Raw genomic sequence first — 12793 nt, forward strand, 5'->3', positions numbered from 1 at the left:
CGCGGAGCCTCAGGCGACGATGATGTCGTCGAAGTCGGACTCCTCGTCGGTCTCCTCGGCACCCTCCGCGGGTGTGTCTTCCGGTTCGGCGGCCGCGGCGTCTGCGGCGTCCGCGTCGCCGCCGGCGGCCTCAGTCGTGGCGCTCCGCTCCGCGGCGCCGCCCTCGTCGGGCGCGCCGGCGGCGAGCGGTTCGCTCTCGGGGCGACCCGCGCTCTCGTGGGCGTCGTGGTAGTTCTCCAACTCTCGGATGCGCTCGTTCGCGTCGACGAGTTCCTCGGTCAGCCCGCGGACCGTGGCCTCGAGTTCCTTCACGCGGTTTTCGAGCGCGGCGACGTCCTCGCTATCGTTCGACATAGACGCACACAGGGACTCCCCGATTATAAGCGTGTGGCGGCCGCGCGTCAGACGTACGGCAGACGACTGGCTGCTGGGTGCGGGGCGTACGGCGAGCGCGGGCGTGCCTTCGTCACGACTAAGCCGCCGGGCGTCGAATCCACCCGTAATGAGCACGCAGGCCGCCACGGAGGACCTCGCCGCCGTCATCGGACTGGAGGTCCACGTGCAACTGGAGACGGACACCAAGATCTTCTGCGGGTGTTCGACCGACGCCGCGGACGCCGAGCCGAACACGCACACCTGCCCGACGTGTCTCGGCCTTCCGGGCGCCCTCCCGGTCCTCAACGAGGGTGCGGTCGAAGCCGCCGTCCGTTTGGGGAAGGCCCTCCACGCCGACATCCCCGAGCGGACGACCTTCCACCGGAAGAACTACTTCTACCCCGACCTCCCGAAGGGCTTCCAGCTCACCCAGTACGACGCGCCGATCTGTCAGGACGGCGAGCTCGAGGTCCGCGTCGAGGACCGACGCCGCGAGATCGGCATCACGCGCGCGCACCTCGAAGAGGACCCGGGGAGCCTCCAGCACGTCGGCGGACAGATCGACACCGCCGACTACACGAAAGTCGACTACAACCGCGCCGGGACTCCGCTGGTGGAGATCGTCACCGAACCCGACTTCCGCTCCCCCGACGAGACCCGCGCCTTCCTCGCCAAACTGGAGGAGGTCCTCGAATACCTCGGCGTCTACGACGCCGAACGCGACGGGAGCCTCCGCGTCGACGCGAACATCTCGATGGTCCCCGCGGACGAGCTGGACGGCGACGTCGACGCGTCCCTCCTCGAAGAGGCGAACCGGACCGAGGTGAAGAACATCTCCAGTCACAAGGGCGCTCAACAGGCCCTCGCCTACGAGGTGACGCGCCAGCGCAACGCCATCCAGCGTGGGCGGGAGGTCGAGCAGGAGACGCGCCACTGGGACGAGAGCAGGGGGATCACGGTCTCGATGCGCTCGAAGGAGGCCGAGAAGGACTATCGCTACTTCGAGGAGGCCGACCTCCCGCCCCTCGAGGTCTCGGACTGGAAGGAGCGCTTGGAGATCCCCGAACTCCCCGACGCGCGCCGCGAGCGCTTCCGCGAGGAGTACGGCCTCTCGGCGGAGGCGGCGAGCAAACTCACCTCCACGAAGGAGGTCGCGGACTTCTTCGAGGACGTGGCCGAGCAGTACGACCCCGACCTCGCGGCGACGTGGGTCGCCGACAACCTCCTCGGCGAACTCAACTATCGGGACATGGCGGTGACGGACCTCGGCGGGCGTCTCAGTAAGTTCGAGCGCCTCGTCGAACTCGTCGCCGAGGACGAGATCACGGAGAAGAACGCGCGCGAGGTCGTCCTGCGCGGGATGCTCGACGAGGGCCAGACGCCGGACGAGATCGTCGAGGCCGAGGACCTCGGGAAGACGAGCGGCGACGAGGTGCAGGCCGCGGTCGAGGCCGCCATCGCGGAGAACCCGGACGCCGTCGCCGACTACGAGTCCGGCGACGAGGGCGCGATCAACTTCCTCGTGGGACAGGTGATGCAGAAGACCGGCGGGAGCGCGGACCCCGGGCAGGTCAACGGCCTGCTACGCGAGGAGCTGGAGTAATCAGACCTCGACGCCGCCGACCTCGAAGAACCGCCCGTCCGCGACGTAGTTGACGCCGATGAGGGCGATGCAGAGACCGCCGAGGACGGGAACGACCCGCGGGAGGACGCCCTCGCCGACCGTGAGGGCGCTGACCGCCATCGAAGCCCCGAGAACGACGTCGCCGAACCCCACCAGCCGGAGCGCGCCGACGCGCTCGCGGAGCGGGTTCGCGAAGCCGCCGGCGACACAGCAGAGGCCCGCGAGCGCGAGCAGGCCGAGTTGGACGGCGACGAGTCCGTGGAGCGCGTCGAGTCCGAAGCCGACGACGAACGCGGCGGTGAGTGCGAGGAGGACTCCCCCGAGGTAGCCGAAGTAACGCACGTGGACCATACACGGGCGTTCGACGCGGCCGACGAAGAACGTTCGCCCACGCCGCCGCGTCTCGTCCGGTTCGACGATGCCGTTCGGGCCTCGTCGAATCCCGTGGATCGGTGGTTCGCGTGCCCGACGAGTGGGGTCACGCCTCGTCGAACTGGGCAGGACGAAGTCCTGCATGCTCGACGAAGCCTTTCAGACTTCGTCGAACTCCGCGAATCGGAGAGTCACGTGCTCGACGAGCCGTTTCACGCCTCGTCGAACAGCGTCTCGCCCTCGACCATATGCGCCTCGACGGCGTCCATGTCGAGCGTGAGGCCGAGGCCGGGCGTCTCGGGGACCTTGATTCGGCCGTCCTCGATCACGTCCTCTTCCACGAGGTCCTCCCACCAGCCGAGCTCGTAGGAGTGGTACTCGACGGCGAGCGCGTTCGGGATGGCGGCGCCGACCTGCGCGGACGCCATCGTGGCGATCGGCGAGGAGACGTTGTGCATCGCCACCGGGACGTAGTACTGGTTTGCCACGTCGGCGATCTTCTGCGTCTCGCGCATCCCGCCGACCTTCGGGAGGTCGGGCGCGACGATGTCGACCGCCTGGTTCTCGATGAGGCGACGCTCCTCCGTCACTCGGTACCTGTTCTCGCCGACCGTGATCGGCGTCAGCGTCGACTTCGTGACCTCCTCTTGGACCTCGAGGTTCTCCGGGGGAACGGGGTCTTCGAGCCACCAGACGTCGTACTCCTCGATCGCGGACGCGAGGCGCTTCGCCGACCCGCCGGAGAACGTCCAGTGGCAGTCGAAGGCGACGTCCGCGCGGTCCTTCACGCGCTCGGTGACGGCCTCCACGATCTCGGCCTTGTGGCGGATCTCGCCCGGCCGGAGGTGGCGGTTCGCGCGGTCCTTCTCGTGACCGCTCGGGACGTCGAGGTCGAACTTGAGGGCGTCGTAGCCGAGCTCCTCGACGACGCGCTCGGCCTCGTCGGCGCAGGCCTGCGGATCGGCCTCCGACTCGGTGTGACAGTCGCAGTACACCCGCACCTCGTCGCGGTACTTCCCGCCGAGAAGCTGATACGCGGGGACGTCGAGGATCTTGCCCGCGAGGTCGTGAAGCGCGACCTCGATGCCGGCGATGGCGGTCACGGTGACGCCCTCGACGCTCCCCTCGCCGCTCATCTTCTGGACGAGGTGCTCGTAGAGCCGGTCGATGTCGAGGGGGTTCTCGCCGATGACGAACGGCGCCATCCGGTCGATCAGCTCGGGGACGCCCGCGCCCCAGTAGGCCTCGCCCGTGCCGACCACGCCGGCGTCGGTGTAGATCCGGACGAGCGTCCACGGGAAGTTCCCGTCGACCATCGTCGTCTGCACGTCGGTGATCTCGACGTCGCGCCCGCCGCCGCGCTCCGCCGTGACGCCCATCGTCTCCGCGGAGAGCTCGCGCATCGTGTACTCCGCGTTCGGATCGTGGAGGTCTCGGTAGTCCTTCGCCATAGTGGCGAGGTTCACTCGGCGTAGGGTAAATCTTGTGAGTCTTTCCTGTTAGTCTCCGTCCGCGAGTCGGTTGAGGGCGTAGACCGTCCGGAGGACGTTGCCGGCGGCGCCCTGCGCGTACGTGAGGCCGTCGGTCTCCCGGACGTGATCGAGGACGCGCATCGAGGCGTGCTCGGGCGCCGCGGCGATCCCCGCGTCGTTCGCCGCCGCCCACTCCATCACGCGGAGGTCGCTCTTCGAGTCGCCCATCACGAGCGTGAACGGGTCGTCGATCCCGAGCACGTCGAGTGCGGCCTCGACGCCCGCGACCTTGTCGAGCTCGCGCGCCGTCACTTCCGCCGCGTCGCCCTCGTAGTAGGCGAGCTGCACCCGTCCGAGGACGTTCTCCACCCCCTCCGGGACGGCCTCTCCGTCGGGGAGGACGCCCGCCTCGTCGAGGACCGCCGCGATCTCCGGGTCGCGCGTCGCGTAGTAGGCGCGCACGTCCGCGGGCGTCGCGCCGTCGATCGCCGCCGCGAGGAGTTCGGTGACGTAAACGATGGCGTCGTCGATGATCTCGACGGCGGCCTCGCTCCCCGTCTCGTGGTTCGGCTTCAGGGTGACGTTGAACTCGTTGCCCTGCAGGTGACACCCCCGTCGGACGCCCTCGGGCGCGTCGGGCAGGACGCGCGAGCGGACGTACCCGAAGACGTCACGGACGCGCTCGTCGAGGTCCTCGTAGAGCAGGCGCTTCGTCTCCGATCCGTGGCCGGGCGTGAACACGCCGCTGCCGGCCTCGTAGACCACGGAGACGTCCCCCGAGTGGACGAACTCGTTGCCGAGCCCCTGATTAAGGAACCCCTTCACGTTCTCCAGCGTCTGACCCGTACAGACGACGATCGGGACGTCGTGCTCGTGGAAGACGGTGAGGAGGTGGAGTGTCTCGCGCGGGATCTCGTTGTCCGTGCTGCCCGCCGAACGCAGCGTCTCGTCGACGTCGAGCACGAGGACGTTCACCGGCCGCTCGTGCTTGCTGTGGAGGTCGAGAGCGGTGAACGCCTGCTCGCGCGTCGCGTGCGCGGCGAGCGACGCGTACGTCTCGCCGTGCGCGTCCGCCACCGCGTCCCGGCGCTGTGCGAGCTCGTCGCTCGCCTCCTCCCAGTACTCCAGCGCCACCCGCGAGTCGACCGGCGGGAAGAGGTCGATGAAGTCCTGATACGCGCGGAGCGTGTCGGTGTCGAACGTCTCGTACAGCGCGTACAGCTCGTCGTACCGCTCCATGGTCCGTGTCGTCGCCGTCGCCGTATAAATGGCCCCGGTCGCGTCCCATCGCGCGGCGCCGTGCCCCGTCGTCGGTGCCGGGGGTCGCTCGTCTGTCGGCAACGAAACGACCATACAACCGGCCCCCGAAGCCGCACGACATGAAGAACGTCGACGACCTCATCGACAGCGCCGGCGACCTCGCCGCCCGCGGGCTCTCGCGGGGCGAGATCGCGGACGAACTGAACGTCTCGCGCGAGACGGCGAGCTGGCTCGTCGAGCGCGCCGGCCGGAGCACCGGCGCCGCCGAGACCGAGACGGGGAGCGCGGCGACCGGCGGCCCGCAGGACGTCCACGTCGACTGGAGCGCGATCGGCGAGGCGGGCGCGCGCCTCTCCGCCGTCGGCGCCGCGCTCGCCGACCTCCTCCGGGAGCATAGCCACGACGTCGACCTCGTCATCGGGGTCGAGAAGGCCGGCGTCCCGCTCGCCACCGCCGTCGCGCGCGAGCTCGAGACCGACCTCGGGACGTACACCCCCCGCAAGCACCAGTGGGAGGAGGGGGACATCGAGGACCTCGGCGGGAGCTTCAGCCGCAACTTCGCGCAGGTCGAGGGCCGCGACTGCTTCATCGTCGACGACACCATCACCTCCGGCACCACGATCAACGAGACAATCGAGGCCATCGAGGAGAGCGGCGGGCACGCCATCGCCGCGTCCGTTCTCGTCGACAAACAGGGCGTCGGCGACGTCGACGGCGTTCCCGTCGACGCGCTCATGCAGGTCATCCGCGTCGGAAACGACGGCGACGGCGACGTCGGGGCCGACGAGTAAGGCCGTTCGGGGACGACTACGTCGTCCGCTCGCGGGTCGTGCCTCCCCGCTCGTCGTTCGGCGGCACCTTCGGTGCCGCCTGTCGCTCACGGTGTCACCGTTCGCTCGTTCGGGGGCGACGAGTCGCCCCCAGCACAACGCCTTTCCCCACACACCACCAACCGGTGTGCATGACGTTCGATCCGATGAGCGAGGGGCTGGACGACGACGAGGTGCGAGAGACGGTGGACGCGGCCATCGAGGACAACGAGGTCGTCCTCTTCATGAAGGGGACGCCCGTGATGCCCCAGTGTGGCTACTCGAAGCGCGCGGTCGGTCTCATCACCCAATACCGCGAGGACTTCGAGGCCGTCGACACGCTCCAGAACCTCGGGGCGTTCCGCGAGGCGCTGAACGAGCACTCCGGCTGGGAGACGATCCCGCAGACGTACGTCGACGGCGAGTTCGTCGGCGGGAGCGACGTCCTCGCGCAACTCGACGAGGAAGGCGACCTCGCGGCGACGCTGAACGCCGCGGACGCCGGCGAGGACGAGAAGGCCAGCGCGACGAGCGAGGACGCGACGACCGCACCGGACGGCGGCAGCGACGAAGACCTCGACGCGCCCTTCTAACGTCTCCGTCGTCTCTCCGTCTCTCGAAGCCGCTCACGTCGCCCGGAGCGACGGCGTCGGCGTTACTGATCCGGGAGCGCGTTCCACGGCGCGAAGCCGGGATCGACGCGGCGCTCCGCGGCGTCGATGGCGTCGATCCGCCGGATCTCGGCGTCGCTCAGCTCGACGCCGAGGCTCCCCCAGTTGTCCGCGATGTGGTCCGCGGAGGTGGCCTTCGGGATCGCCGTGACGCCCTTCTCGCGGAGCCACGCGAGCGCGACCTGCGCCTCGCTGGCGTCGTGGTCGGCCGCGATGTCGCCGAGCACGTCGTCGCCGAAGACCTCGCCGCGTGCGAGCGGCGAGTACGCGACGAGCTCGATGTCCGTCTCGTCCATGAACGAGCGCAGCTGTCGCTGCTGGAGGAACGGGTGCATCTCGACCTGATTGGCGAAGATCGGTTCGTCCATGATCTCTCGGGCCTCCTCTACGTGCCGGCGCTCGAAGTTCGAGACGCCGATGTGCTCGATCGTGCCCTCGGCCTTCAGCTCCTCCAGTGCCGGCAGGGTCTCCTCGGGGTCGTACGTCCGGCCCGGCCAGTGGATGTAGAGGAGATCGACGTAGTCGACGCCGAGCTTGTCGAGGCTCTCCTCGGTGCTCTCGATCACGCCGTCGCGATCGGCGTGGTCGATCCACACCTTCGTCGCGAGGAACACGTCCTCGCGGTCGACGTCGGCGTTTGCGATACCGCGACCCACGGACTCCTCGTTGCCGTACGCTTGTGCGGTGTCAATGTGTCGATATCCGGTTTCGAGCGCCGTCTCGACGGCGTTCGCGCACGCGTCCGGATCCGTGTTCTCCCACGTCCCGAGTCCGAGTCGGGGCATGCCGTTCGCGCGCGGAACGTCGTCGCTGGTGAACTCCGACATGTCCGACACCTATCCCGGAAGCGCCAAAGGCGTTCGGGCGGCGGCGAGGCCCACCACCGACGGCGATCGTGTGACACGGTACTGTCCCGCATTGCGAGCGAACGCACCCCCTTTGTGTATCGGGTGCCGTAGGGTGCGTATGGAGACGGTCTACGAACTGCTCGCCGACCTCCCGGCGAGCGCGACGCTCCGTGCACCGCCGGCGTCGCTCCCCGCCCGCGAGGTCCGCGCGACGTCGTACAAGGTCGGGAACTACCTCCGATCGCGCGGCGTCCACCGTGGCTCCGCGGTCGGCGTCGCCGACGACCCGGACCCGAAGGCGGTCTTCGCCTTCCTCGGATCGACCCTCCTCGCCGCGCCCGTCACGTTCGACCCGCCCCGATCGTTCGACGGTCGGGCGGTGATCGCCCCCACCCCGACGCTCGATACCTACGATCTCGGGCCGGGCGGCCAGCGCGTCGGCTACGGCGAGCGCCCCGAGAACCCCGCGGACGGCCACTTCGAGGGCGGTGTCTGGAGCGAGAATCCCGCCTTCCCGCCGGTCTCGTTCGACGGTGACGCGCCCGCGCTCCGCGACGCGGACGGCCCGAGCCAAGAGGCCCTGCTCTCACGCGCCGCCGACGCCGCCGCGACGCTCGACGAGAGCGACGTCGTCGCCGTCCGCGCGCCGTTCGCCCGTGACGCGACCGTCGTCGGCGTCTTAGGCGCGCTCCGCGCCGGCGCGACGGTCCTCCTGCCCGACGACGGGGAGACCGGTGACGTCGCTCTCGTCGCCGACGACGCGTCCGCACCCGAGGACCGCGTGCTCCCGGCTTAGTCCTCGACCGCGGCCATCGCCTCCAAGAGCTGATTGACGTCGTCGGCGGTGTTGAAGGCGTGGAAGGAGGCCCGCACCGTACCCGTGGGGAGCGCGCGGACGACGACGTCGCGCTCCCGTAGGCGCTCGACGAGCGCTTCTGGACGGTCGCTCTCGAAAGCGACGAGGCCGGACTCGTACTCGCGCGGGCCGACGAGTCGGTCGTCCGCGAGGCCGTCCTTGAAGCGGTCGGTGAGCGCCTCGATCCGCGATCGGATCGCGTCGAGGCCCACCGCCTCGACGACGTCGAGCGCCTCGATCAGGCCGGCGTGCGGACCCGGCGAGACCGTCCCGACTTCGAGGCGCCGCGCGCCCGCGTGGAACTCGTACTCCGCCCCCTCCGGGTCGCGGACGCTCCGGTAGCCCACGTGGAGGGGGTCGAGGCGCTCGGCGGCGTCGGGATCGACGTACAGGAAGCCCGCGCCCCACGGTCCGCAGAGCCACTTGTGGCCCGCGGCGGCGACGTACTCCGCGCCCCACGACTCGACCGGCATCGGCGCCTGCCCGGGCACCTGAACGGCGTCGACGAGCACCTCCGCGCCGGCGTCGTGCGCCTCCGCGACGAGATCGGAGACGGGGAGGCGCGTGCCGTGCGTCCACGTCAGCGCGGAGAGACAGACGAGACGGGCGTCCGCGACGGCCTCGCTGTAGGCGTCGCGGTCGATCCGGCCCTCGGTGGTGGGGACGACGCGCGTCGTCACGCCACGGGCGTCGCGGAGGCGGCGCCACGGGAGGACGCCCGCCGCGTGCTCGACGTCCGTTCGGACGACGACGTCGCCGGCCTCCCAGTCGAGCGCGGTGGCGATCCGGTTCACGCCGTCCGTCGTGGACTGCGTGAGCGCGACGGACGCGGGCTCGGTGTCGAGGAACGCGGCGAGACGCTCACGGGCGTCGTCGAACAGCGCGGCCGCCGAGGCGTAGGGGTTCTCGGTGGCGTGCGCCTCGTACTCGTGGCGCTCGATCGCGGCCCGTTCGGCGTCGACGACCCGACGCGGCGACGGCCCGCTCGCCCCGGTGTTCAGATACGTGACGCCGTCGAGTGCGGGGATGTCGGCGCGGAGCGCGTCCGGATCCATACGCACACTCCGCCGCCGCGGGACAGAAACCTTGGGGGTTACTCGGCGAGGCGCTCGCGGAGCGGCGCCGCGACGGCGTCGGGCGCGGTGTCGAACCACCGCGCCTCGACGATCTCGTCGCTCGGGTCGAGCTCGATCTCGGTGCCGAGCGGTTCGCCCTCGAAGTGGACCCAGAGGCCGCTCGTGCCCTCGCCGCCGTCGACGAGCGCGAACGTCTGACGGCGCGCGTGGAACGCGCCCGTGAGCGCACATTCGATGCCCACCTGCTCGGCGACGTGGCGTTTCGCGGTCTGTTCGTGGTTCTCGTGGCGAGCGAGGCTTCCGCCGGGGAGGTCCCAGACGTCGGGGTTCTCGCGGTAGCGGACTAAGAGCGTCCGCCCGTCGCGTTCGAGCAACGCGCGCGCACCGCCGAGCCGCCCCTCGCTCGCGCTCGCCATGCACTCCACGAGCGCCCGGCGCGGCACGGTGGTGCGATCCTCGACGACGGGGAACCCTCCGTACGCACCTCGCAGCTGTTCGATGGTTTCACCGACAGCCGCGCTCCCCTGTCGCGACATACCGCTCCGTAGCGGGTTCGTCGGCAAAAGCTGTTGGGGTCGCGTCTCCAATCGTCCGATTATGCGGTTGACAATGAGCATCCGTGATGTACCCGATTATCCCTGATGGACGGACGGTCCGGAGACCACCCATTGAGGCCGTATTCGGTCATCTCACGCCTTGATTGCCGCTTCAGAAGCCTTTTGCTTGCCCGCTTTGAACCGTCGGATACATGCACGACGACCTGAACTGGGCCATCGGCGGCGAAGCCGGCGATGGAATCGACTCGACCGGGAAGGTGTTCGCGCAGGCACTCTCTCGCGCCGGTCGCCACGTCTTCACCTCGAAGGACTTCGCGTCCCGAATCCGGGGTGGCTACACCGCCTACAAGGTCCGTACCTCGGTTGAGAAGGTACAGAGCGTCGTTGATCGCCTCGACATCCTGATCGCGCTCACGGAGCGCACCGTCGAGGAGAACATGGACGAACTCCACGACGACTCCGTCATCATCTACGACGGCGAACGCACGGAGTTCAGCGACTTCGAGGTCCCCGACGGGATGGTGGGCCTCGACATCCCGCTGAAGTCGCTCGCCGAGGACGCGGGCGGCGCGCTCATGCGCAACGTCGTCGCGCTCGGCGCCGTCTGTGAGGTCGCCGCGTTCCCGATCGAGAACCTCGACGAGTCGCTGCGTAAGCGCTTCGGCTCGAAGGGCGAGAAGATCGTCGAGAACAACAAGGAGGCCGCGCGCCTCGGCGCCGACTACGTCGACGAGCACTACGCCGACGACATCGGCGCGCTCGACTACGAGCTCGAGACGACGGACAACGACTACGTCCTCCTGAACGGCGACGAGGCCATCGGGATGGGCGCCATCGCCGCCGGCTGTCGGTTCTACGCCGGCTATCCGATCACGCCCGCGACGGACGTCATGACGTACCTCACGGGCCGCATCGACGAGTTCGGCGGGCACGTCGTTCAGGCGGAGGACGAACTCTCCGCGATCAACATGGCGCTCGGCGCCGCGCGCGCCGGCGCCCGCTCGATGACCGCCACGAGCGGTCCGGGAATCGACCTGATGAGCGAGACGTTCGGCCTCGTCGCCACCTCCGAGACGCCGCTCGTCATCGCGGACGTCATGCGCTCTGGCCCCTCAACGGGGATGCCGACGAAGCAGGAGCAGGGCGACCTGAACATGCTCCTCTACGGCGGCCACGGCGAGATCCCGCGCTTCGTCGTCGCGCCCACGACGGTCGCGGACTGCTTCCACAAGACCGTCGAGGCGTTCAACCTCGCCGAGAAGTACCAGACGCCGGTCTACATCGCCTCCGACCTCGCCATGGCCGTCACCGAGGAGACGTTCGCCCCCGAGGAGTTCGACATGGACGAGGTGGAGATCGACCGCGGGAAGGTCGTCGACGAGTCCGAGATCTCCGAGTGGCAGAACGAGAAGGACCAGTTCAAACCTCACGCCGTCACTGACGACGGCGTCAGCCCGCGCGCGTTCCCCGGCACGGAGGGCGGCGTCCACATGAGCACGGGGCTCGAACACGACGAACTCGGCCGCCGGACCGAGGACACCGACGAGCGCATCGAACAGGTCGATAAGCGCTCGCGGAAGGTCGAGACGGCGAAGGAGCAGGAGGACTTCAGCCCCGTCGAGTACGGGGACCCGGACGCGGACACCCTCGTCGTCTCGTGGGGGTCCAACGAGGGCGCGCTCGTCGAAGCCCTCGACTTCCTCGACGAGGACGGCGTGAACGTCCGCGTCCTCTCCGTCCCCTACATCTTCCCGCGTCCCGATCTCACCGACGCCGTCGAGAGCGCGGAGACGACCGTCGTCGTCGAGTGTAACGCCACCGGCCAGTTCGCCGACGTCATCGAGAAGGACGTGCTCGAACGCGTCGATCGCATCAACAAGTACAACGGCGTCCGCTTCAACGCGGACGAACTCGCCGCCGACATCAAGGAGGTCATCGCATGAGCTCAGACGTTCGATTCACCGACTTCAAAACCGACAAACAGCCGACGTGGTGTCCCGGATGCGGTGACTTCGGCACCATGAACGGCATCATGAAGGGACTCGCCGAGACCGGCAACTCGCCCGACGATACGTTCGTCGTCGCCGGCATCGGCTGCAGCGGCAAGATCGGCACGTACCTGCGCTCCTACGCCCTCCACGGCGTCCACGGGCGCGCGCTGCCGGTCGGCACGGGGGTGAAGATCGCCAACCCCGACATCGAGGTCGTCGTCGCGGGCGGCGACGGTGACGGCTACTCCATCGGTGCCGGACACTTCATCCACGCCGTCCGCCGGAACATCGACATCACGTACGTCGTGATGGACAACCGCATCTACGGGCTCACGAAGGGGCAGGCCTCGCCGACGTCCCGACCGGACTTCGAGACGGCGACGACGCCCGAGGGCCCCAAACAGCCCCCGGTCAACCCCCTCGCGCTCGCGCTCTCCGCCGGCGGAAGCTTCATCGCCCAGTCGTTCTCCTCGAACGCCCTGCGCCACCAGGAGATCGTCCAGAAGGCCATCGAGCACGACGGCTTCTCCATCGTCAACACCTTCAGCCCGTGCGTGACCTTCAACGACGTCGACACCTACGACTACTTCCGCGACTCCATCGTCGACCTCGACGAGGAGGATCACGACCCGACCGACCGCGAGGCCGCGAAAGAGAAGATCCTCGACAGCGAGAAGGAGTACATCGGCGTGCTCTGGGAGGACGAGGACGCCGTCGACTACAACACCGCCCACGGCGTCGAGGGCAACATGGCGGACATCAACGAGTCCGGGGCGCCCGAGGGCGCGACCGACCTCGTTCGGGAGTTCTACTAGGACCTTTTACTCTGTCGTAAGCGAGACGTGTCGCGTCTCGCGGGATGACGAAACGGCTTCGCCGTTT

General features: G+C 69.0%; 12 protein-coding genes and 1 pseudogene. 6 read left to right on the plus strand and 7 right to left on the minus strand.

The features are described from left to right. Positions 1 to 9 precede the first annotated feature (9 nt). The gene (locus IEX91_RS09180; RefSeq protein WP_188878506.1) at positions 10 to 354 is read right to left on the minus strand and encodes a DUF7518 family protein; all 345 of its coding nucleotides are present in this window, start codon (positions 352 to 354) and stop codon (positions 10 to 12) included. A gap of 148 nt (positions 355 to 502) precedes the next feature. On the opposite strand from IEX91_RS09180, the gene gatB reads away from it, so the two are divergent. After that, positions 503 to 1978: an Asp-tRNA(Asn)/Glu-tRNA(Gln) amidotransferase subunit GatB gene (gene gatB, locus IEX91_RS09185; protein WP_188878507.1), complete on the plus strand. Its 1476-nt coding sequence runs from the start codon at positions 503 to 505 to the stop codon at positions 1976 to 1978. On the opposite strand, the gene IEX91_RS09190 is transcribed toward gatB, so the two are convergent. From IEX91_RS09190 to IEX91_RS09200, 3 genes are all read right to left on the minus strand, one after another. Further along, positions 1979 to 2350 (minus strand): hypothetical protein, encoded by a 372-nt coding sequence (locus tag IEX91_RS09190; RefSeq protein ID WP_188878508.1) that lies wholly within the window; start codon positions 2348 to 2350, stop codon positions 1979 to 1981. Positions 2351 to 2583: 233 nt separating this feature from the next. Continuing rightward, positions 2584 to 3822, minus strand: a complete 1239-nt coding sequence (locus IEX91_RS09195) for a mandelate racemase/muconate lactonizing enzyme family protein (protein ID WP_188878509.1) — start codon at positions 3820 to 3822, stop codon at positions 2584 to 2586. 48 nt (positions 3823 to 3870) lie between these two features. Beyond that, positions 3871 to 5082 (minus strand): HAD family hydrolase, encoded by a 1212-nt coding sequence (locus tag IEX91_RS09200; RefSeq protein WP_188878510.1) that lies wholly within the window; start codon positions 5080 to 5082, stop codon positions 3871 to 3873. A 140-nt stretch (positions 5083 to 5222) separates the two neighbouring features. Here IEX91_RS09200 and gfcR point away from each other — a divergent pair, with 140 nt between their 5' ends. Both gfcR and IEX91_RS09210 read left to right on the plus strand, forming a co-directional pair. Continuing rightward, positions 5223 to 5894, plus strand: a complete 672-nt coding sequence (gene gfcR / locus IEX91_RS09205; RefSeq protein WP_188878512.1) for a transcriptional regulator GfcR — start codon at positions 5223 to 5225, stop codon at positions 5892 to 5894. A 170-nt stretch (positions 5895 to 6064) separates the two neighbouring features. Then, positions 6065 to 6409: pseudogene (locus tag IEX91_RS09210) on the plus strand (glutaredoxin family protein); the annotation flags it as partial. Between the two features lie 158 nt (positions 6410 to 6567). Here the strand turns inward: IEX91_RS09210 and IEX91_RS09215 are convergent. After that, complete coding sequence (locus tag IEX91_RS09215; RefSeq protein WP_188878515.1) at positions 6568 to 7410, minus strand: aldo/keto reductase; 843 nt, start codon at positions 7408 to 7410, stop codon at positions 6568 to 6570. A 139-nt stretch (positions 7411 to 7549) separates the two neighbouring features. Between IEX91_RS09215 and IEX91_RS09220 the strand changes: the two genes are divergently transcribed. After that, complete coding sequence (locus IEX91_RS09220) at positions 7550 to 8227, plus strand: acyl-CoA synthetase family protein (protein ID WP_188878517.1); 678 nt, start codon at positions 7550 to 7552, stop codon at positions 8225 to 8227. Here IEX91_RS09220 and IEX91_RS09225 read toward each other — a convergent pair. Continuing rightward, the gene (locus IEX91_RS09225; protein ID WP_188878518.1) at positions 8224 to 9342 is read right to left on the minus strand and encodes an aminotransferase class V-fold PLP-dependent enzyme; all 1119 of its coding nucleotides are present in this window, start codon (positions 9340 to 9342) and stop codon (positions 8224 to 8226) included. The genes IEX91_RS09220 and IEX91_RS09225 overlap by 4 nt on opposite strands. 38 nt (positions 9343 to 9380) lie before the next feature. After that, the gene (locus tag IEX91_RS09230) at positions 9381 to 9899 is read right to left on the minus strand and encodes an NUDIX hydrolase (RefSeq protein WP_188878520.1); all 519 of its coding nucleotides are present in this window, start codon (positions 9897 to 9899) and stop codon (positions 9381 to 9383) included. A 212-nt stretch (positions 9900 to 10111) separates the two neighbouring features. Between IEX91_RS09230 and IEX91_RS09235 the strand changes: the two genes are divergently transcribed. Together IEX91_RS09235 and IEX91_RS09240 are read left to right on the plus strand one after the other, a co-directional pair. Continuing rightward, a complete protein-coding gene (locus IEX91_RS09235) occupies positions 10112 to 11863 on the plus strand; it encodes a 2-oxoacid:acceptor oxidoreductase subunit alpha (protein WP_188878522.1) in 1752 nt (583 codons plus the stop codon). Further along, positions 11860 to 12726, plus strand: a complete 867-nt coding sequence (locus tag IEX91_RS09240) for a 2-oxoacid:ferredoxin oxidoreductase subunit beta (protein WP_188878524.1) — start codon at positions 11860 to 11862, stop codon at positions 12724 to 12726. The genes IEX91_RS09235 and IEX91_RS09240 overlap by 4 nt, the downstream gene beginning before the upstream one ends. The last annotated feature ends 67 nt before the right edge of the window (positions 12727 to 12793 follow it).

Source organism: Halarchaeum nitratireducens (assembly GCF_014647155.1).
Lineage (GTDB): Archaea > Halobacteriota > Halobacteria > Halobacteriales > Halobacteriaceae > Halarchaeum > Halarchaeum nitratireducens.